The 21,107-nt window shown below is 63.5% G+C and carries 19 protein-coding genes; 12 read left to right on the top strand and 7 right to left on the bottom strand.

Translation table 11 applies throughout. The features are described from left to right. Positions 1–12 precede the first annotated feature (12 nt). Positions 13–2,292, bottom strand: coding sequence for a glycosyl hydrolase (locus tag DBR47_RS12125; RefSeq protein ID WP_124450351.1), 2,280 nt, complete (start codon positions 2,290–2,292; stop codon positions 13–15). Between the two features lie 330 nt (positions 2,293–2,622). On the opposite strand from DBR47_RS12125, the gene DBR47_RS12120 reads away from it, so the two are divergent. From DBR47_RS12120 to DBR47_RS12095, 6 genes are all read left to right on the top strand, one after another. Next, complete coding sequence (locus DBR47_RS12120; RefSeq protein WP_124450350.1) at positions 2,623–3,924, top strand: hypothetical protein; 1,302 nt, start codon at positions 2,623–2,625, stop codon at positions 3,922–3,924. A gap of 25 nt (positions 3,925–3,949) precedes the next feature. Next, positions 3,950–5,671, top strand: coding sequence for a hypothetical protein (locus tag DBR47_RS12115; RefSeq protein ID WP_124450348.1), 1,722 nt, complete (start codon positions 3,950–3,952; stop codon positions 5,669–5,671). Between the two features lie 7 nt (positions 5,672–5,678). After that, positions 5,679–6,575, top strand: coding sequence for a family 16 glycosylhydrolase (locus DBR47_RS12110; RefSeq protein WP_124450346.1), 897 nt, complete (start codon positions 5,679–5,681; stop codon positions 6,573–6,575). Between the two features lie 14 nt (positions 6,576–6,589). Next, positions 6,590–9,055, top strand: coding sequence for a glycoside-pentoside-hexuronide (GPH):cation symporter (locus tag DBR47_RS12105; protein WP_124450344.1), 2,466 nt, complete (start codon positions 6,590–6,592; stop codon positions 9,053–9,055). A 14-nt stretch (positions 9,056–9,069) separates the two neighbouring features. Beyond that, the gene (locus tag DBR47_RS12100; protein ID WP_124450342.1) at positions 9,070–9,981 is read left to right on the top strand and encodes a glycosyl hydrolase; all 912 of its coding nucleotides are present in this window, start codon (positions 9,070–9,072) and stop codon (positions 9,979–9,981) included. 133 nt (positions 9,982–10,114) lie between these two features. Next, on the top strand, positions 10,115–11,107 hold the full coding sequence (locus tag DBR47_RS12095; RefSeq protein WP_231512275.1) for a LacI family DNA-binding transcriptional regulator: 993 nt from the start codon (positions 10,115–10,117) through the stop codon (positions 11,105–11,107). Between the two features lie 3 nt (positions 11,108–11,110). On the opposite strand, the gene DBR47_RS12090 is transcribed toward DBR47_RS12095, so the two are convergent. Genes DBR47_RS12090 through DBR47_RS12080 form a run of 3 tightly spaced genes read right to left on the bottom strand, consistent with a single transcriptional unit; the run spans position 11,111 to position 13,107 of the window. After that, positions 11,111–12,199: a rhodanese-like domain-containing protein gene (locus DBR47_RS12090; RefSeq protein ID WP_124451035.1), complete on the bottom strand. Its 1,089-nt coding sequence runs from the start codon at positions 12,197–12,199 to the stop codon at positions 11,111–11,113. A 31-nt stretch (positions 12,200–12,230) separates the two neighbouring features. Then, positions 12,231–12,662: a DUF6691 family protein gene (locus tag DBR47_RS12085; RefSeq protein ID WP_124450339.1), complete on the bottom strand. Its 432-nt coding sequence runs from the start codon at positions 12,660–12,662 to the stop codon at positions 12,231–12,233. 1 nt (position 12,663) lies between these two features. Further along, complete coding sequence (locus tag DBR47_RS12080; RefSeq protein WP_124450337.1) at positions 12,664–13,107, bottom strand: YeeE/YedE family protein; 444 nt, start codon at positions 13,105–13,107, stop codon at positions 12,664–12,666. A gap of 132 nt (positions 13,108–13,239) precedes the next feature. On the opposite strand from DBR47_RS12080, the gene DBR47_RS12075 reads away from it, so the two are divergent. From DBR47_RS12075 to DBR47_RS12055, 5 genes are read left to right on the top strand one after another with little or no spacing between them, the layout of a single operon-like run. Then, entirely contained in the window at positions 13,240–13,680 is a 441-nt protein-coding gene (locus DBR47_RS12075; RefSeq protein ID WP_124450335.1) for a GNAT family N-acetyltransferase, read from the top strand. Between the two features lie 7 nt (positions 13,681–13,687). Next, positions 13,688–14,629, top strand: coding sequence for a DMT family transporter (locus DBR47_RS12070; protein WP_124450333.1), 942 nt, complete (start codon positions 13,688–13,690; stop codon positions 14,627–14,629). 36 nt (positions 14,630–14,665) lie between these two features. Beyond that, entirely contained in the window at positions 14,666–15,655 is a 990-nt protein-coding gene (locus tag DBR47_RS12065; RefSeq protein WP_124450331.1) for a succinylglutamate desuccinylase/aspartoacylase family protein, read from the top strand. A gap of 11 nt (positions 15,656–15,666) precedes the next feature. Then, on the top strand, positions 15,667–16,314 hold the full coding sequence (locus DBR47_RS12060; RefSeq protein ID WP_124450329.1) for a DsbA family oxidoreductase: 648 nt from the start codon (positions 15,667–15,669) through the stop codon (positions 16,312–16,314). Between the two features lie 21 nt (positions 16,315–16,335). Further along, positions 16,336–16,884, top strand: coding sequence for a PaaI family thioesterase (locus DBR47_RS12055; RefSeq protein ID WP_124450327.1), 549 nt, complete (start codon positions 16,336–16,338; stop codon positions 16,882–16,884). A gap of 12 nt (positions 16,885–16,896) precedes the next feature. On the opposite strand, the gene eda is transcribed toward DBR47_RS12055, so the two are convergent. Continuing rightward, positions 16,897–17,529, bottom strand: a complete 633-nt coding sequence (gene eda / locus DBR47_RS12050; RefSeq protein ID WP_124450325.1) for a bifunctional 4-hydroxy-2-oxoglutarate aldolase/2-dehydro-3-deoxy-phosphogluconate aldolase — start codon at positions 17,527–17,529, stop codon at positions 16,897–16,899. A gap of 20 nt (positions 17,530–17,549) precedes the next feature. Then, positions 17,550–19,367 (bottom strand): phosphogluconate dehydratase, encoded by a 1,818-nt coding sequence (gene edd, locus DBR47_RS12045; RefSeq protein WP_124450323.1) that lies wholly within the window; start codon positions 19,365–19,367, stop codon positions 17,550–17,552. A 273-nt stretch (positions 19,368–19,640) separates the two neighbouring features. On the opposite strand from edd, the gene DBR47_RS12040 reads away from it, so the two are divergent. Continuing rightward, positions 19,641–20,456 carry a PDZ domain-containing protein gene (locus DBR47_RS12040; RefSeq protein ID WP_124450321.1) on the top strand — a complete coding sequence of 272 codons (816 nt, stop codon included), beginning with the start codon at positions 19,641–19,643 and terminating at the stop codon, positions 20,454–20,456. Between the two features lie 141 nt (positions 20,457–20,597). Here DBR47_RS12040 and DBR47_RS12035 read toward each other — a convergent pair. After that, positions 20,598–21,107, bottom strand: a 510-nt coding sequence (locus DBR47_RS12035; protein WP_148090426.1) for an ABC transporter ATP-binding protein, incomplete at its 5' end; no start/stop codon positions are given.

The following is a 21,107-nucleotide window of genomic DNA, read 5'->3' as shown; positions in this document are numbered from 1 at the left end:
CCGGCTGGGGTGTCAGCGGATTTGGCCCAGGGCACGGGGAGCAATTTGCAGCGAGCGTCCGTCGCTGAAGTTCACGGTCAAGGGCTCGGGGCCGGGGTTAAAGGCCAGATAAGTCCTGCGCCCATCGGCGCGTTTGAAGACCGCGTAGAGCGCGGTGTCGGCCGTCACGCTGAAGTCGGGGCTGCCCATTTCTTGCAGGCTCAGCATCCAGTGGAAGCTGTGGGTGCGCGAGTCGCCCAGCTCGAAACTGCCCCAGCGATTCCACTGGGCTTGCGCCTTGCTGGGGTCGACCAGGGCCTGGTACTTGGCAAAGATGTCTTGCCAGATATCGGCCGGCGGCGGGTTCTTGGGCTTGCTGCCGCGGGCCTCGTAAATCGCCGTGTCACCCGGCAAGGTATCCAGATTGCGCTGCACATAGGCAGGGTCGCGCGCCAGATAGGTCGAGGCCGTGGTGATGGGCAGCAGATTGATGCCCTTGATCTGGCGGGGCTCGTCGGTCCACCAGGTGTTGTGCTTGTAGGCGCCGCCAAAGACCTGGCTGACCTCGACGTTTTTGTATTCGGGCGGGAATACCAGCTTGTGCACGTCGAACCAGTAATGGTCGATGGCCTTGGCCTCGGTGGTGTAGAGGTAGACCCCCAGATCGCGCAACTCGCGCCTGCCGGTGACCTCGCCCCAGAGGATCAAAGCAGCCCAGGCATTGATGGCCTCGGAGGAAGACTCCTGGTTATTGCCCAGGGAGCCCAGGCCGATGCCGGAGGCCCAGGAATGGCCTTCGTAGGGATCGAAGTTGCGCAAAAAGGGGAAGTCGGCCCGGCCCCGCTCGGCCGTGGCGATATCGGCCACCAACAGGTCCACCATGCCGCCCCATTGCTCCTTGGCCGCCCAGGCGGGGTCGCGCAGGGCGATTTCGGCCGCCACCCGAATCCAGTAGCCGTAGGTGAAATGGTGGTCGTTGATCTGGGCAACGGTGAAGAAGGCGTTTTCCGGGTAGCTGGCCACGGCGCCCAGGGCGCGGTTGTAGTGGAAATAGTTTTTGCGGCTCTCGCCCGAGAACCATTCCTCGATGCGCTTTTTCATCATCTCCAGCAGCTTGTCGCGGCCCTTCAGATCGCCTTGCTGCTCAAACACGTCCAGCAGCATCAGGGTGCGCTGCAGACCTTTGCCCTGCCAGTAAGCGTCATCGCCTTCTTGCAGCATCATGCGGCGGGCCTCGCGCAAGTCCTTGGCCATGTGCTCGCCCAACTCCTCCAGGCGCGGTGAGTTCTTGATGCCGGGCCAAAAGGGCACGAAAGAGGTGTAGCGCTGCACAGTGCTGAATTGATGGCCGGGCAAGAGCTGCACGGCCCCCCGCACGGTGTCATAGGCCGGGCCCAGCTTGCCCTGCACCGAGGCATTGCCAAACCAATGGTGGGGATACAAGCCCAGCAAGCTGCCCTGATCCGGCCCCTCCATCACTTTGACGCTGGCCCGATACGTCGTTTCCACCTGGCTTTTCTCGCGCTCATAACGCCACTCCACCCGGGTGTCGTCCAGAAAGGCGTAAGCATGGCGGGTCAACAGGGCCAGGGTCTCCGGCTTGCCATCTGGCAAGGCCGCTGCCGATAGATAGCCCTTGCCTTCGGGCAGATGTGCCAGCCATTCCTGCTTGGAGGCCTGCTCCCAGCGCACACCGCTGGGGCCGAACAAGGCATAGCGCTTGCCCTTGATCTGCAAGACCAGCACGCGCGGATCCGCGGCGATGGCTTGTTGCTCGGCCGCTTGCGGAAGTTGCACCCGCACATCGCCGCGCGAGATCCTGAAAAAGGCGTAGGGGCTGCCGTGGGCGATGGTGGCAAGGAACTGATCTTGACCTTGGCCCATGCTCACATCGATGGCCCAGTCTGTCGCCTTGGCCAACTTGGCCTGGCCCAAGTCAAAGGCCACGGGCGCGATACGCAGCGGGTCCAGATGCGGGTAATGGATCTCCACATCCCGGCGCTCGGTGGGGACCACCTGTTTGCTGGGCAAGGCCATCTCAAACCCTGATTTGCTGGCCTTGAAGCTCAGGGGCTGGGCGTAGATGACTTCGGGCGTGGCATTGAAGACCAGGCTGGAATACCACTGGTTGGTGGGCGCGGCGCGCGCCAGCATCGCTTCGCTGCGCAAGCTGGCCGCCGGCATGGCCGGGTCGCCCCCTTTTGGCGCAGAGGCATAAGCGCCTGCACCCAGCTTCACCAGGCCTTCGCCAGCGGCACAGGCCGGGCCCGCACTCAGCAGCAAAGCCATGCCCAACAGGGAAATGCACTTCATCGTTCGGTCCTTACACGCAAATTTGCGCGTCTGGCCACAATGATATTGAAAGCGCTTTCAATTTTCATCCTCAGGTTTACCCGCACTGAAATGAAACAAGGCGCACCAGCATGGGGAAAATACTGAATTGCGGGCGTTGACCGGATCGATCCGCATGCCATATGCTTTGAAAGCGCTTTCACGAACAAGCCAGGCTTGGCTCTTGAAGCCCCCAACCCTCAGACCAACAGCACGCCCCCGGGCGCTCTCGCCATGCACACCGACTCAACGGCCCTTGCGTCTCAGTCCCGACCTCAGCAGGCTCGCCGGCCGCTTCCTTCCGCAACGCGAGTGCGCTTGGCCGTCCTGGCCCTGGGCCTGGCGGGCGCAGGTGCCACTCAGGCCTTTGATTTCGGCCCCTTCAGCCTGACCGGATTCGCCAAGGCCGAGGCATTGCGGGTCTCCAACTACTGCGACAACTGCCAGGTGGTGGCCGGGGCCGACAAGCAGTTCTCCTGGGCCGATCAGATCGGCGCCAACAAACCCTACGGCGCAGGCAACACCCATGTGACCCTGTTTGAGCCCTGGCTGGGCGCAAAGTTTGACCTCGGCAAAGGCTTCAAGCTCTCCGGCCTGCTCAGCCAGCGTTGGCGCGATGGCAAGGAAGACATTCCCGGCTTCTGGTACGACCGCAATATCGCGCTCAGCCATGAGGACTACGGCAGCCTGCGCATAGGCGCCATGAGTACTCGCGCCTGGAGCGTGGCCGACTACCCTTACGGCACCAATATCGGCGTGGCCGATGTCTGGGCCTCCTCGGGCGCAGGCTATGGCTTGCTCAGCCAGGCCGTGCGCTACACCTCGCGCATCTTCGATGTGCTGGATGGCGACCTCGTGCTGGAGGCCACCTACGACCGCGGCAACACCGCCTTCAAGATCAACAAGCCCCGCTTCTGGGAGCTCTACGCCCAGTTTCACAAGGGTGAGTTGGTGGTGGACGCCTTTTACCAAGACGCCCGCAACGGCAACCCGCAAGCCTGGGGCCATGGCCCCTTCAAAAGCCTGACCCCCTTCCCTGCCGACGACGTCAAGCTAGGCCCTTCCGGCCAGAGCATTGCCATGGTGATGGCGCGTTACAACATCGACTCGCGCATCGAAATCAGCGGCGGCCTGCGACGCAATCGCTGGAGCGGCGCCCATGCGGTGATCACGACCCAAGGTCCGCCGAATGACCTCTGGAACAACCCCTTCAATGTGGACTGGGGTGGCGCCCTGGACTTCCCGCAAGCCGATGGGACCACGCTGCGGGTCAACAACCCCGGCTATGCCGCCGTATCCGTCGATCTGATGGCCGGCCTGCGCTACAAACTCGGCGCCTGGACGGCCCACACCGGCCTCGCTTACCTGGGCACCGCCAGCACCAAAAACCCCAGCGAACGCGGCCAAAGCAATTCGGCCTTGGTCAACACGGTGGGCCTGAACTACACGGTGCTCGAGGGCCTGCAGGTCTACGGCATGGCGGGCATGGTGCATTACGGCCGCAAAGGGCTTTCGCCCATGTCCATGCCGGGCAACTCGGCCTTCACCAATGTCGACTCCCGTGTGAGCAGCAACGGGAACTGGTTCGGGCTCGGCGCCCTCTACGTGTTCTGACCCGACACAGATCAAGGCTAGCACCATGAAATTCCTTCGATTGATCCATCCCCTGCGTCGGCTGCTGGCAGCCGGCCTGGCCTTGTCCTTGACCCTGAGCTTGGCTGCTTGCGGCGGCGGGGGTTCCACACCCGATCTGCACAACAGCTCGGTCAGGCCCTTGAGTGCGCAGTTCAACGCCCGCAAGGCGGTGGCTTACTCGCCCTACCGCACGGCCGTCAATGAGGCCGGCCTGGCCGCTGAGACCATCCCCGAAGCCAATATCAAGCAGGACTTGGAACTGCTGATCCAGGCCGGCTTTGGCCTGATCCGCCTGTTCGACAGCGACGACAAGGTCGGCCGCGGCACGCTGCAAGTCATCCGCAAATACAACTTGGACATCAAGGTCCAGCTGGGCGTTTATCTGCAAAGCGGCAATGAAGGCTTCAACCAGGCCCAGCTCAGCCGTGCGGCCGATCTGGCCAATAGCTATAGCGATATCGTGCTGGCCGTCAGCGTGGGCAACGAGAACATGGTGAGCTGGTCGCTCAACCCCATCAGCCCCGAAACCATGGCGGGCTATCTGAAAACCCTGCGCGCCAAGATCAGCCAGCCCCTGACCACGGACGACAACTATGCCTACTGGGCCGGAGCGCAAAACTCGGTGGTCACGGACCAGATCGACTTTGCCTCCCTGCACACCTACCCCGAATTGGACACCGTCTTTGTGGACAAGCTCTGGGACTGGCGCCAAACCGACAAGCCTGCGACCGATCGCGCCAAAGCCATGATGGACGCGGCCATCACCGAAGCGCGCCGCCAATACCAACTGGCGCGGGACCATTTGAACCAAATGGGCCGGGCCGATCTGCCCATCACCATCGGCGAGACGGGCTGGAATGCGGTCGACGTGGGCAAGCTGAAGTTCCGCGCCCATCCCGTCAATCAAAAAATGTATCTGGACCGACTGGCCGCCTGGGCCGCCGAAGGCCGTTCGGGCGCGGGCCCCAAGGCCGTGTTTTACTTTGAAGCCTTTGACGAGCCCTGGAAGCAAGGCGACGACAAATGGGGCTTGTTCAATGTGAAGCGCCAGGCGCGCTACGCCATCAAGGACCTGATCCCGGCCGCCCAATGGGTGCCCAGCGGCGACGCCAGCGAGCCGGCCACCGCCTCCTTGAGCGATGCGGACGCGGTCTACTTCCAGCCCGCCGTGATCAACCCTGCCGTCGCCCAAGATCGTTATGTGATCTATGCCGACGCCACGACCAGCTCCGAACTGCGCGAGGCCGGCCTGCAATTCGACCCCTTTGTCAAAACCTTCTGGCAGTCGGTGGCCGACTTCGCACCCGGCGATGGGCCGCAGGCCCTGGAAGTGGAGCCCAAGCCCGAGACCTGGGGTTGGGGCATGCTGTATCAGTCGCGCAGCGAAGTCACCACCAATCTCTCCGGTTATGCCAACGGCAGCCTGCGCTTCAGCATCAAGACCACCTACCCCGGCAAGATCGAGATCGGCCTGATCAGCGACACCGCTGACCGCGTACAGCAAGAAGCCTATCTGCAGATTGCCAGCGGCAGCTATGGCTATGTCAACGACGGCAACTGGCACCAGGTCCTCATCCCCGTGGCGGACTTTGTCAGCAAGAACCCCAAGCTGGATCTGTCCCTCATCCTCGGCCGCTTTGTGCTGGCCGACCGCTATGCCTATACCGGCAATGCGGCTGGCAGCGATGTCAAGCTCACGATCGACGCTGTTTACTGGAACAAGTGAGCCCGCCATGCAGTCCAAACGAGAGGGCTGGACCCTGGTCTGGCATGACGAGTTCGAGGGCGATGCGGTAGACCGCAGCAAATGGGACTTTGACCTGGGCAATGGCTTTTACGACTACCGCAAGCATGTCTGGGTGCCCGGCTGGGGCAATGAGGAGTTGCAGTACTACACCGCCGAGCCCGAGAACGTGACGGTGGCCGACAGCCTGCTGACCCTTCGCGCGGTCAAAGCGCCCTTGCATGGCTGCGGCTACACCTCGGCCCGGCTCAAGACCCGCAAGCGTGACGGCGCGCCCTTGTTCACCAAGCTCTACGGCCGCTTTGAATTCCGCGCCAAAGTGCCCTGGGGCAAGGGCTTGTGGCCCGCGCTCTGGCTGCTGCCGCAGGACGACCGTTATGGCGGCTGGGCAGCGTCCGGCGAGATCGATGTGATGGAGATCGTGGGCGAGAAGCCGCAGCAGGTGCTGAACAGCATCCACTTCGGCTCCGAGTTTCCGGCCCGCTCCCTGCTCACCCATGTGCATGATCTGCCCAGCGGCAGCCTGGTGAGCGACTGGCATGTCTATGCGGTGGAATGGGAGCCGGGCGAGATCCGCTTCTACGTGGACGATGTGCTGACCAAGACCCAGTCCTTTTGGTGGAGCTCCAGCAAGAGCCGCGGCGGCCTGGGCATCCATGCGGCCAAGGCCTCCGATCTGAATCCTTGGCCGGCGCCCTTCGATCAGCCCTTTTACCTGCTGATGAATGTGGCGGTCGGCGGCAATTTCCCCGGCGCACCTAACGAACAAACCCGCTTCCCGGCCGAGCTGGTCGTCGACTATGTGCGCGTCTACGACAAGGTCGGCGGCTATGGCGAGGCGGCACCCCGCGGCAAGGGCCAATTCCCCTGGCATAAGCAAGCCTGAACAAAGCGCAGCCCATGACACAAGCATCAGAACACCAGCTCTCGGTCCGCGAAAAGGTTGGCTACGGCTTCGGCGACTTGGCCTCCAATATGTTTTGGCAGATGTTCTCCATCTTCATCGCCAAGTACTACACCGACGTCTTCCTGCTCAGCGCCGCGACCATGGGCACCATGCTCCTGGTCACCCGCATGGGCGATGCGGTGATAGACCCGGTCATCGGAGCGATCGCCGATCGCACCCGCACGCGCTGGGGTTTCTTCAGGCCCTATCTGCTGTGGATGGCCATCCCCATGGCCGTGACGGCCGTGGCCACCTTCACCGTGCCCAATCTGCAAGGCACGGCCAAGGTCGTTTATGCCTATGTCACGCTGAGCCTGATGATGGTGGCTTATTCGGCCATCAACATCCCCTACTCCGCCTTGCTGGGCGTGCTGACCCCCGACTCCAAACAGCGCACCAGCGCCTCGGGCTATCGCTTTGTGATGGCTCTGCTGCCGGTGTTCGTCATCGTCAATACCGCCATGCCCATGGCGCATTACTTCGGCGGCAGCGACACCTCGCCGCGCGGCTGGCAGATGACCATGCTGATCTACTCGGTCATCGCCGTCATTTTCTACTGGGCCTGCTTCGCCCTCACCCAGGAGCGCGTGCACCCGGAGCTGAGCCAGAAGACCAGCCTCAAAAACGACGTCAAAGACCTGCTGGCCAACCGCCCCTGGCTGGTCTTGTGTGCCGTGGGCATCGCCGCCCTGACCTTCAACAATATCCGTGGCACGGTCACCATCTTTTACTTTGAGAACGTCGTGCCCGGCGGCAAGGACTGGTTCGGCCCTGTGATGACGACCGGCGCCGTGGCCTTCATCGTCGGGGTGATGCTGACACCGGCCTTGTCCAAGCGCTTTGGCAAGCGCAATTTCTATATGGTCTCGATGTCGGTCACGGCCCTCTTGACCGCCGCCTTCTACTTTGTACCTTCCGACAATCTAGCCCTGGTCTGGGGTGCGAACACCTTGATCAATCTGTGTGCGGCACCCACGGCACCCCTGGTCTGGGCCATGTATGCCGACACGGCCGACTACGCCGAATGGAAGAACGGGCGTCGCGCCACCGGCCTGGTGTTCTCCGCCGCCTCCTTCGCGCAGAAGCTGGGTTGGGCGGTGGGCGGCGCGGGCGCCGGTTGGTTGCTGAGCTTTTACGGCTACCAGGCCAACGCGGCACAGAGCGCGCAAACCATCGACGGCATTGTCAAGATGATGAGCCTGATCCCCGCCGTGGGCGCGGCCCTGGCCGTGGCGGCACTCTGGTTCTACGAACTGGACGAGAAGACCGTGGACACCATGGCCTCGGAGCTGGCCATCCGCCGCGCCCAAGCGCCCGCGCCCAGCGCGATGCCATCGCCCGATTCCACCGCAAGCCCAGAGCCCGATCAGGAATATGCGTCGCCGCCCAACTCCACGGCCTCAACCCTAGAACCAGACGAACTGCCCACGCCCTCGATGCAAACCGCCATGCCCTCCACTTCACTCCCCCCTTCGATGTCGCGATCGCCAGACGGCTCGACGTCAAACCGCTTCCACTTCCACGGCCTTGAAGGCCAGGGCCTGCCGGCCTCGCCATCGCAGGCGGAACCGGCGCTTTCCAGCGCAGCCAGGGCGGCCTTGAGCCTGGAGTTCCGCCAGGCCTTGCACCAAGGCGTCCATGGCCTGTGCTTCAGCCCCTATACCGAGGGCCAGGCTCCCGGCGCCAGAATCAGCGCCCCGCAAATTCGGCAGCGTCTGGAAATCATCCGGCCCCACACCCAATGGATACGCAGCTTCTCCTGCACCGATGGCCATGAGCAAACACCACGCATCGCCCACGAGTTAGGCCTCAAGACCCTGGTCGGCGCCTGGCTGGGCAGCAACAAAGCCATCAATGAGCGCGAGATCGAGGGCTTGATCGCCGTCGCCCGCGCCGGCCACGCCGATCTGGTGGCCGTGGGCAATGAGGTGCTGCTGCGCAAAGACATGTCCGAGGATGAGTTGCTGGCCACGATTGAGCGGGTCAAAGAAGCCCTGCCCGGCGTGCCCGTGGGCTATGTCGATGCCTATTATTTGTTTGAGCAGCACCCGCGCATCACCGCCGCCTGCGACGTCATCCTGAGCAATTGCTACCCCTTCTGGGAAGGCTGCCCGCGCGAGCAGGCGGTGGCCTATATGCAAGACATGTGGCAGCGCACCCAGGCCGTGGCCGGCGGCAAGCGCGTCATCATCAGCGAGACCGGCTGGCCCGATCAAGGCAGCGCCTTCCATGGCGCCAGGCCCTCGCAGGATGGGGCCATGCGCTACTTCCTCGACACCCAGCAATGGGCCAAGCAGGCGAATGTGGATGTGTTCTATTTCGCGGCCTTTGACGAGGCCTGGAAGGTCGGTCAGGAAGGGGATGTCGGCGCTTTTTGGGGCTTGTGGAACAAGGACGGCAAGCTCAAGTTTGAAGAATGAAAACAAAACAGACGATGTTGAATCTACCTACCGGCCGCGCCATTTGCTACTCCGGCTACCGCGAGGGGCAAAGCCCCGACAGCCGCGTCTACCCCTCCCGTGAAGAAATTCTGGAGGACTTGCTGATGCTCCAGCCGCATTGGCGCCTGCTGCGCCTCTACGACTGCAGCCTGCATGCACAGCGGGTGCTGGAGGTGATACGCGAAGAAGGCCTGAACTTTCAAGTCATGCTGGGCGCCTATCTGGGCGCGGAGATGAATAACTTCGGCTGCCCTTGGGGCGGCCAGTACAGCGAGGCCCAGCTCGAGGCCAGCATCGCCGAGAACGAGGCCGAAGTCGGCCGCTTGATTGAATTGGCCAATGCCAACCCCGAGCTCGTCTTCGCCGTCGCCGTGGGCAATGAAGCCACGGTGGACTGGACCGATCACTATGTGCCGGTGCCGCGCATGATCGAGCATGTGCGGCGGGTCAAACGCAGCGTCAAACAGCCGGTGACCTTTTGCGAGAACTATGTGCCCTGGTGGCACAAGCTCAAGGACCTGGTGGCCGAGCTGGACTTCATCTCCCTGCACAGCTACCCGGTCTGGGAGTACAAGCACATCCACGAGGCCTTGAACTACACCCGCGAGAACTACCTCAGCGTGGCCCAGCTCTACCCCGACAAGCCGGTGGTGATCACCGAGGCCGGCTGGGCGACCAACTCCAATGGTCGCGGTATCGAACCGCACAACACCTCCGAGGACTTGCAAGCCGTCTATCTGCGCGATCTGCTGGCATGGACGGACGGCGAAGGCATTCTTTGCTTTGTCTTCGAGGCCTTTGACGAACCCTGGAAGGGCTCACCCGACCCGCTGGAACCCGAGAAGCACTGGGGCTTGTACAAGGTCAGCCGCCAAGCCAAACAGGCCATGCTCGACTGGGCCTAGGCTTGCGCCGGGGGCCAGGCGATACACTCGCAGCCGCATCCCCGCCCCGCGCCCCATGAGAGCGATGAAGAAGCCCAAGCCACCGGTTCCAAGCCCAAACAATCGACCCCGTCAGCTCAACCCAGAGGGCTTGGTGACGATTGAAATGGTGGCCAAGGCCGCGGGGGTTTCGCTCAGCACCGTCTCGCGCATCCTCAACGGCACGGCGGGCGTGCGCGAGGCCAAGCGCGAGGCGGTGGACAAAGCCATCGCCGAGCTGGGCTTTGTGCCCAACCCGATTGCGCGGGGTCTGGCCGGCGGCCGCTCCATGAGCATCGGCGTGATCACCCAGGCCATCGACAGCCCTTTTTACGGCGCGGCCCTGCGCGGCATCGAAGAAACCCTGGACCCTGCGGGCTTCAGCCCCTTGTTCGTCAGCGGGCACTGGAACGCCGCCACCGAGGCGCGTTGCATCACCATGCTGCATTCGCGCCGGGTCGACGGCATCATCGTGCTCACCGGGCGCCTGAGCGACCAGGCCCTGGCCGATTGCGCCCTGCAACTGCCCGTGGTGGCCACCGGCCGTACGCTCAGCAGCCCCGGCCTCTACACCCTGAACTTCGACAACTTCGAGGGTGCCCGCCTGGCCACCCAGCATCTGACCGACCTCGGCCACAAGCAGATTGCCTTCATCTCCGGCGAAGACGAGCATCCCGACGCCACCGAGCGCCTGCGCGGTTATCGCGCCGCCTTGGAAGAAGCCGGCCTGGCGTTCGAGCCCAAGCTGGTCGTGCCCGGGGCCTACCACGAGGTCAGCGGCATGTTGGCGGTAGAAAACCTGCTGAGCAGCCGCCAGCCCTTCAGCGCGATCTTTGCGGCCAATGACCAGATGGCGGTAGGCGCCGCCCTGGCCCTGCACAAGCGCTCGCTACGGGTGCCCGATGACGTCTCCCTGGTGGGCTTTGACGATATGGCCAGCTCGCAGTTCTCTCTGCCACCGCTGACCACCGTGCACCAGCCCAATTACGAGTTAGGCCAGTTGGCCGCACAGGCCATGCTGCAGCTGCTGGCGGGGGAAGAGCCGCAGATTGAGATGCCCGCGCCGCGCCTGGTCAGGCGCGACTCCTGCAAAAGAATGCGGGGCTAGCGCTCAGGCCTGCCCGCCCTCGACGGCCAGGCCCTCGGCCCGCCAGCGCAACATGCCGCCCGTCAGATTGGCCACTTGTTTGAGGCCTGATTTCTGCAAAAGCACCGTGGCCTGAGCCGAGCGGGCGCCCGAGCGGCACACGGCCACGACGGGGCGGCTGGCATCCAATTCGCCCGCTCGCGCAGCGAGCTGGGAGAGCGGCAAGAGCTGCGCGCCAGGAATATGGCCCAGCACATCGACAAACTCCTGCGGCTCGCGCACATCGATGAGCTGAATGGGCTGGGCAGCCGCGGCAGCCAAGCGCTCTTCCAGGGCCTGGGGCGTGATCTCCCAGATGCCGCTGAAGCTATAGGTCAGCGCCGCCCATTGCTGATCGTCCGCCGCCTCGCCGGCCTTGCCTTCGGGGCGCCCACAGCGCAGATTGGCCGGCACGGCAATATCCATCAGCTTGGGGTGCGGCAGGCCCAGATGGTTCATATAGCCGGCGAAGTCGGCCTCGTTGATATCGCCGCCCAGGCGCGGGTTGTAGCGTTTCTCTTCGCGCACGCTGGTCACCGTCAGGCCGCGGTAGTCGTGGCCGGGATAGAGCAGGCAGTCGTCCGGCAGGCTAAGAATCTGGGTCTGCACCGAGCGGTAGAGCAGGCCTGGGCTGCCTTGCTGAAAATCGGTGCGGCCGCAACCACGAATCAGCAGGCAGTCGCCGGTGAAGGCGCGGCTCAAATCGTCCAGCACATAACTCAAACATCCGTTGGTATGGCCCGGAGTAGCCCGCACCTCCAGATAGCGCGAGCCAAAGCCCACCCGATCCCCATGCTTGAGCAGGCGGTCGAAGTTGATCGCCCCTGAGTGCTCGGACAAGAGAATCTCGCTGCCGCAGCGCTGCTTGAGCAGCCAGGCGCCGGTGACGTGATCGGCATGCACATGGGTGTCCAGCGTGGCCTTGAGAACCAGGCCCAGCTCGCGCAGCAAGGCCAGATCGCGGCGCTCATGCTCGAACACCGGGTCGATCAAGACCGCCTCGCCGCTGGCCGCATCGCCCAGCAAATAGGTGTAGGTGGAGGATGTGGGGTCGAAGAGCTGGCGAAAGATCAGGGATGAGGTCATGGGAAAGAACTCCGGTGAATCAGGGCGGGCTGTCTGAGTTGCGCGGCTTGGACAGCCAGTCATGCAAAAACATGCCCAACAACATGGCGGGCACAAAAATCCAGGCCTCGCGCATGCCGCTGCTCAGGGCCACCAAGGCCGGGCCTGGGCAAAAACCGGCCAGGCCCCAGCCCGCGCCAAAGAGCAGGCCGCCCAGGATCAAGCGCCGGTCTATGGTTTGGTTTTGGGGGATCTCCATGGCCGCGCCGCTCCAAGACCTGGCTCGGCCTCGCGCGCGGGCAAAGGCGAGCGCCGCCACCGCAATGGCGCCCACCATCACCAAGGCCAGGCTGGGGTCCCAGGCAGCACCCAGGTCCAGAAAGCCTTGCACCTTGGCTGGGTTCGTCATGCCGCTGGCCAAGAGGCCCAGGCCGAAGATCAAACCACTCAGGGCTGCAAGCAAGAGGCCCATCTCAGAGCGCCCAGCGCAGCAGGGCCACGCTCACAAAGCCAGCCGCCATGAAGGCCCCCACATTGAACAAGGAGCGCAGGGAAAAGCGCGCCAAACCGCAAACCCCATGCCCGCTGGTGCAACCATTGGCCATGCGCACGCCCACGCCCACCAACAAGCCCGCGGCGACCAAAAGGCCGGGCCCCGCCACCGCCTGCGCGGCCGGCAAAGGCGCGACGGCCAGCCAGGCCCAAGGTGCGAGCAGCAAACCCAGCAGAAAGGCGATGCGCGTCCACTCGGGTCGCAGAGGCCGGCGACTCAGCAGGGCCCGCAAGGGGCTGAACAAAATGCCGGAGATGCCCGCGATGCGGCCATTGCCCAAGAGATAGAGGGCCGAAGCCAGGCCGATCAGGGCGCCGCCGATGAGGGCGCTCCAGGGGGTGAACAGATGCCAGGCAATCGTCATGAGCGGCTTGAGAAGAAAGGAAACTGGGGAGAAAAATGCTGAGCGCAGTTTAGCCCTGGGCCTGAAGCAAAATGCCTCTCTCCCGCCACAGCAGGCCAAGCCTGTGGCACCCAAACCTTTGATGACGACGGCATGAACAGCTCTTACCGCAGCCTGCTGCAAATCCCAGACGCGGTCACCTACCAAGCCCTGCGGGTGCAAGCCGGGCTCAGCGCCAAAAGCGATCAGGCGGCGGCCTTGGGCCTGCCAAACAGTCTGTTCGCGGTGCAGATCTTGCAGGCCGACACGCCGGTAGGCATGGGCCGGGTGATTGGTGATGGGGGCTGCTTCTTTCAAGTCGTGGACATCGCCGTCCTGCCCGCGCACCAAGGCCAGGGCCTGGGCAAACGCATCATGGCCGAGATCACAAACTATCTGCGGGAGGCCGTGCCTCCCACGGGCTATGTCAGCCTGATTGCCGATGGCCAGGCCAAAACGCTGTACGCCCAGTACGGTTTTAAAGAGACCGCGCCGCGTTCGGTCGGCATGGCGCTGCCGGTGCAAAAGCCAGCCAGCCCAAGCGCCGAGGCATGATGGTGGCATGACCCAGCCCCACAGCCCTGCCAGCAGCCTTTCCACCCACCACCTGCCCTGGGCCGCCCTCGCCTGCCTGGCCCTGAGCACCAGCTTGGTGGGGAGCTATGTGGGCCTGAGCAAGCTGCTGATCCTCAGCTTCCCGGTCTTTTTGCTGGCCTGGCTGCGTTTTGGCATCGCGGCTGTGCTGATGGCGCCCTGGCTCAAACGGGGTACTGCCGAGCCGCCGCTGGATGCGCGCACGCGGCGCCTGCTGTTCTGGGAGTCCTTTATCGGCAACTTCCTCTTTTCCATCTGCCTGCTCTTCGGGCTCAAGCAAGCCTCGGCCATGGCCGCCGGCGTCATCATGGCGGCGATTCCCGCGGCCGTGGCCTTGCTCAGCCGCGTCTTCCTGGCCGAACGCATGAGCGGCCGGGTGCTGTTAGGCATAGGCCTGGGTGTGGGCGGCATCGCCCTGGTGGCCTTGGAGCGGGGTCAGGCCTCCGCCAGCCAGCAGCACACCACATGGCTGGGCGCCCTGCTGCTGATCGCGGCCGTGTTCTGCGAGGCGACTTATGTGGTCATAGGCAAAAAGCTCACCGCCCAGGTTTCCCCCAAGCGCATCAGCGCCTTGATCAATCTTTGGGGCATGGCCCTGGTGACGCCGCTAGGACTTTGGCAGGCGTTCAGCTTTGATTTCAGCGCCCCCACGCTCAGCGTCTGGGGCTTGCTGCTCTTCTACGCAGGCGCGGCCAGCATGGTGACGGTGTGGTTGTGGATGACGGGCTTGCGCCAAGTGCCTGCGGCCAAGGCGGGGGTGTTCATGGTTTTCTTGCCCATCGCCACCGGCCTCGTCGGCTGGTTTCTGGGCGAGCGGCCCAGCGCAAACCAGCTGATCGCCTACGCTCTGGCCCTCAGCGGCGTGGTGCTGGCGACCTGGCCTGGCCGGCCGTCCCCAGCCTTGTCCTAATATCGGCCCTCGCCTTTCCCCAAGACCTGAATACTCATGAGCCAAGCCCCCCAGCCCCGCCATCTGCGCATCCATCAATTCGCCGGCCTGCATGCCGGCCCCAAGCTGCTCGTCACCGCCGCCGTGCATGGCAATGAGGTCTGCGGCGTATCGGCCATCGAGTCGGTGATGGCGCAGCTGGATGCCGGCACGCTAGCGCTATTGCGCGGCACCCTAACCTTCGTTCCCATCGTCAACCCCCTGGCCCACCGCTTGCAGCGGCGCGAGGGCGAGCGCAATCTCAACCGCAATCTGCGCCCGCCCGTCGTGCCGCAGGACTTTGAGGACCGCATCGCCCGTCAGCTCTGCCCCTTGCTGGCAGCGCATGAGGTCTTGTTGGATCTGCACTCCTTCCAAGGCCAGGGCCAGGCCTTTGCGATGCTGGGCCCGCGCGACAACCAGGGCGAGCTGGAGCCCTTTGCCCACGCGGCCAAGGAAGGCGCGCTGGCCGCCTGCCTGGGCGTGGGGCGCATCGTCGAGGGCTGGCTCTCTACCTACGAGCTGGGCCTGCAACGCCGCCAAGCCTTGGCCGCCGACGGCACGCGCGCGAGCTCGCTGGTGCAGGACCCGCATTACGGCGTGGGCACGACCGAGTACATGCGCTCGCAAGGCGGCTACGGCCTGACCCTGGAATGCGGGCAGCACCTGGACCCTCATGCCCCCGAGGTGGCCAGGCTGGCGATTCTGCGCACCCTAGTCCATCTGGGCATGGTGGCGCCCGAGGCGGTGGAGCCGCACAAGCCCGCCACTCCCCCCGAACTCTTGCAGCTTTATGAAGTGATTGACCGGGAGCATGCCGAAGACAAATTCGAACGCGAATGGGCCAGCTTCGACGCGGTCGAGCTGGGCCAGCGCATAGGCACACGCTTTGACGGCCGACCGGTGCTGGCGCCATCCAGCGGCCGCATCGTCTTCCCCAATAACAAAGCCCTGCCCGGCCAGGAGTGGTTTTACCTGGCCCGGGCAAGCGATCGCCGGCTCGGCTAGAGTGGGCCATCATGAAAATCGATTTCGTCTCCGACGTCTCCTGCCCCTGGTGCGCCATCGGCCTCAAATCCCTCGAACAAGCCCTGGCTCAAGTGCCCGAGCTGCCGGTGACCCTGCATTTCCAGCCCTTTGAGCTGAACCCGCAGATGGCCCCCGAGGGCGAAGAGATCAACGCCCACCTGGCCCGCAAATACGGCGCCGGCCCGGCTCAGCTGGAACAAACCCGCGAGGCCATACGCCAGCGCGGCGAGGCTCTGGGCTTCACCTTCACCAAGGGCGCGCGCGACCGCATCTACAACACTTTTGATGCCCATCGCCTCTTGCACTGGGCGGGCGAACTCGGCGGCGATGCGCAGCTGAAACTGAAGCTAGCCCTGCTCAAAGCCTATTTCACCGAGGGCCAAAACCCCGGCTCACACGCCCTGCTGCAAAGCGTGGCCGAGGCTCAGGGCCAGGATGCCGAGGAAGTGCGTGCCATCCTGGCCAGCGACCGTTACGCCCGCGAGGTGCGCGAGGCCGAGGCCTTCTGGCAGGCCCAGGGCATCCACTCGGTGCCGGCCATCATCATCAACGAGCGCCATCTGATCCAGGGCGGCCAGCCGCCCGAGGTGTTTGTGCAAGCACTGCGACAGATCGCGCAAGAAACTAGCAAGACCTGACACCAAGCGAAAGCAAACCCCATGACAGAGTCACAACAGGATCAAGTGCTGGCCCAGTGGATGGCCGAAGAAGCCGTCGTGCGCGCCCACATCCAGGCCCAGACCGGCTTGGCCACGCGCGAGCAAATCCAGGGCCGCAGCGGCCTGGAAGTGATGCAAGCCATGCTTGCCGGCGACTTGCCGCCGCCGCCGATTGCCGAGACCCTGGACTTCGCTTTGATCAGCGTGGCCCATGGCGAGGCCGTCTTTCAGGGCAAGCCCCTGCGCCGCCACTACAACCCGCTGGGCACGGTGCATGGTGGCTGGTTCGCCACCTTGCTGGACTCCGCCCTGGGCTGCGCCGTCCACACTACCATGCCGGTGGGTCGGGCCTACACAACGCTGGAATTCAAGGTGAACTTGGTGCGGGCACTGACCGACAAAGTGCCCTTGGTGCGGGCAGTTGGCAAGGTTGTGCACTCGGGCCGCCAGGTGGCGACCGCTGAGGCCAGCCTCGTCGGGCATGACGGGCGTTTGTATGCGCACGCCAGCACGACCTGCCTGGTGTTTGATCTTCCCGATCAAACCTGAAATTAGCGTCGATCAGCCGCGCAAGGCAGCAGCTTCCGCCGCCAAGCGCGTGATGCGGGCCCAATCGCCCGCGTCGATGGCGTCTTGAGGGGTCAGCCAGGAACCGCCGCAGACCTTCACATTGGCCAGCTTCAGGAACTGCGGCGCCGTCTCTAGCGTGATACCGCCGGTGGGGCAAAACGCCACATCGGGAAAAGGGCCGCCCAAGGCCTTGAGCAGATTGATGCCGCCCACGGCCACGGCCGGGAACAGCTTCAAGAACTGATAGCCGGCCGCATTGGCCTGCATCACCTCGCTGGCGGTGGACACGCCCGGCAGCAGGGGCAGGCCCTGCTCATGGCAGGCCGCGCCAATCGCCTCGGTAAAGCCGGGGCTGACGCCGAACTGGCAACCCGCGTCGCGAGCCGCCTTCACATCCGCCACGCTGCGCAGGGTACCGGCGCCCACGATGGCTTCGGGCACGGCGCGCGCCATGGCTTCCATGGCTTGCAAGGCGACCGGCGTGCGCAGCGTCACTTCCAGCACCCGCACGCCGCCGGCGACCAGGGCTTGGGCCAGGGGCACGGCGTCTTCCAGACGCTGGATCACGATGACGGGAATGACGGGGCCGTGGCTGGCCAGGCTGAGGGTGTTGGTGATGCTCATGTCGATTTCGATGTCATTGATTAAAGCCAGGACACAGCGCCCTCTTCGGCGGTGCGGACATTGCGGCGCATGCCAGCAAACAGATCGCGGCCCAGGCCGTGGCCGTTCTCCAGCGCTTGGTGCTCGGTGATCTGAGCCCCTTCGCGAGCCGCCCATTCCTCGGCCGAGACCAGGGCTTGCAGTTCGCCGGTGGTGGCGTCCAGGCGCACCACGTCGCCGTCGCGCAGCTTGCCCAAGGGACCACCAGCCAGGGCCTCGGGGCTGACGTGGATGGCGGCCGGCACCTTGCCCGACGCACCGCTCATGCGGCCATCGGTCACCAGGGCCACCTTGAAGCCCTTGCCTTGCAGCACGGCCAGAGGTGGGGTCAGCTTGTGCAGCTCGGGCATGCCGTTAGCCTGCGGGCCTTGGAAGCGCACGACCACGATCACATCGCGTTCCAGCTCACCGGCCTTGAAGGCAGCCAGCATGGACTCCTGATCGCTGAAGATGCGGGCCGGGGCCTCGACGATGTGGCGATCCTCGGGCACGGCCGAAACCTTGATGACGGCGCGACCCAGATTGCCGTCCAGCAGCTTGAGGCCGCCGGTGGCGCTGAAGGGCTGCTCGGCCGTGCGCACCACGGCCTCATCCTTGCTCGCCGGTGCCAAGTCTTGCCAGGCCAGCTTGCCCGCCTCATCCAAGGCAGGCAAAGTGCCAAAAGCCTGCAGCGAAGCACCGGCCACGGTCAGCACGTCCTCATGCATCAGGCCAACCTTGAGCAGTTCGCGGATCACAAAGGCCGGGCCGCCTGCCGCCTGGAACTGGTTCACATCGGCCGCGCCATTCGGATAGACGCGGGACAGCAGAGGCACGACGCCCGAGAGCTCGGAGAAATCGCTCCAATCGATCAAGATGCCGGCCGAACGCGCCACCGCCACCCAGTGGATCAGGTGGTTGGTGGAACCGCCGGTGGCCAGCAAGGCCACCATGGCATTGACGATGCAGCGCTCATCGACCACCCGACCGATGGGCGTGTAGTGGTGTTTGTGAGTCAGGCTCAGGGCCTGGCGCACGGCCTGGCGGGTCAAGGCCTCGCGCAGGGGGTCATGCGGGTGCACAAAGGCGGCGCCGGGCACATGCAAACCCATGGCTTCCAGCAGCATCTGATTGCTATTGGCCGTGCCGTAGAAGGTGCAGGTGCCCGCGCCATGGTAGGCGGCGGACTCGGCTTTCAGCAACTCCTCGCGGCCGACCTTGCCCTGAGCGTAAAGCTCACGCACCTTGGCTTTTTCATTGTTCGACAGGCCGCTGCTCATCGGCCCGGCCGGCACAAACACGCAGGGCAGATGGCCGAAGTGCAAGGCGCCGATCAGCAGGCCCGGCACGATCTTGTCGCAGATGCCCAGCAGCAAGGCTGCGTCGAAAACATCGTGGCTCAGCGCGATGGCCGTGCTCATGGCGATGGTGTCGCGCGAGAACAGGCTCAGCTCCATGCCCGGCAGACCTTGGGTCACGCCGTCGCACATGGCCGGCACGCCACCCGCCACCTGCACGGTGGCGCCCTGGGCATGGGCTTCCTGGCGAATCAGGGCTGGGTAGCCTTCATACGGCTGGTGGGCCGACAACATATCGTTGTAGGCCGTCACGATGGCCAGATGCGGCGCCTTCTCGGCCACGATGCGCAGCTTGTCATTGCTAGGCATGGCCGCAAACGCATGGGCCACATTGGCGCAGCCCATGCGCTCCACCCCGCGCTTGCGCCCTGCCAGCTGGTCCAGCCCGTCGAGATAACGCCCACGAGTGGCGGCGCTGCGTTGGCGGATGCGTTCGGTAACGGCGAGGAGGGTCTTGTTCATGGGCTCAGCTACCGATGTAACTCGGAGGGTTGAAAACTGGTAACCATATTACACGATCATAGGGAAGTGACCTCGGCCTTTCCGGCATATCCAGGTACAAAGTGGTTACATCAGAATCCCAAAAAGGGAACATCCTGCACGCTCGCGGCCAAATCGACATGATCGTCACCTTCTTGCAAAGAAAGCAGAAGCTTCTCTTCGGCTGACAGAAGCTAGACTGCCAATATCCAGTTAAGTAACCAGTTTTTGCTGAGGCACCAAACGCTATAACCAATGATGAAAAACACCTACGGACTACTCGCGCTCTTAGCCACCTTGTTCCTTAGCGGATGTGCGAGCGGGTACAAGCAGTTTTATCGCCCCGCGCAAGGTGCTACCGCAGAAGCCATTGCAAGATTGCGCGTTGCCCCACCACCCGACTCACCAATCGTTGAACGAGCCCAGCCCACAGAAGCTCAAGTTGTCATAGACGCGTATGCCAAGCGCGGATACGTCATGATTGGAAATTCGATGTTTAACAGCGGCCGACCGGAATCGGAGGGCTCTGCTATCTCACAGGCTAAAGAAGTAGGCGCTGATTTGGTACTCATCCTTAGCCCGAAGTACACGGGCTCAATCACTTCGAGCATTCCTATCACAACACCCACAACGTCCACCTCTTACTCAACCGCCACAGCCACCGCCTATGGAGCACGTGGATCCGCGACTGCCTATGGAACGGGGACTACAACCACATACGGAACCACAACAAATTATGTGCCTATGACAATTCACCGCTCGGACTACGGAGCGGTCTTTTTCATAAAGCAAAAGTTTCGACTTGGAGCCTTCTTCCGCGACCTGTCTGACTTAGAGCGGCAAGAGTTGCAAACGAACAAGGGAGTGGTCGTTCGGCTAATTGCAGATGGCACGCCGGCATTCAATGCAGACCTGCTTGTCGGTGACAAGTTGTTGTCAATTGACGGACTTCCGATACAGAACTCCGAATGGTTAATGAGTTATCTTCAGGATCGGCGCGGGAGCTCAGTTGCATTGAAGCTCCTACGACATGGTCAGTATCTTGAAAAGACAATAGCTTTGAATCCGTAAGGAGTGTGGGAATTGGCGAGGTTGTGAGGCCTTGCCGAACTTCATGGGAGGCAATCCGGCTCAAATCCTCAGAACTGTCCATGCCACTTGGGAAGGGCAGTCACTCGACTGCCCTTCTTTGCTTCGCGCTGAAAATGCCACTCACTCCCCCAAATAAGCCGCCCTCACCTTGGGATCATTGAGCAAGGCCTTGCCTTCGCCGGTCATGGTGATCAGGCCGGACTCCATCACATAGCCCCGGTTGGCAAGCGCCAAGGCGCGGCTGGCGTTTTGCTCCACCAGCAAGACGGTCACGCCTTGCTGGTGGATGTCGTTCACCACCTCGAAGATCTTGTCCACCATGATGGGAGAGAGACCCATGCTGGGCTCGTCCAGCAACAAGACCTTGGGCTGGGCCATCAGTGCCCGGCCCATGGCCAGCATCTGCTGCTCGCCGCCGCTCATGGTGCCGGCCAACTGGTCTTTGCGCTCTTTCAGGCGCGGGAAGATGCTGAAGACCTTGTCGATATCGGCCAGGATCTGCGCCTTGTCGCTGCGGATGTAGGCGCCCATCTGCAGGTTCTCGGTGATGGTCATGCGGGTGAAGGTGCCGCGGCCTTCGGGCACCATCACCAGGCCTTGTTTGACCAGGTCCCAAGCGCCCTGGCCCTT

It is taken from the genome of Paucibacter sp. KBW04, from assembly GCF_003852425.1.
Lineage (GTDB): Bacteria > Pseudomonadota > Gammaproteobacteria > Burkholderiales > Burkholderiaceae_C > Paucibacter_A.
This window is presented reverse-complemented; position numbering and strand designations above follow the sequence as displayed.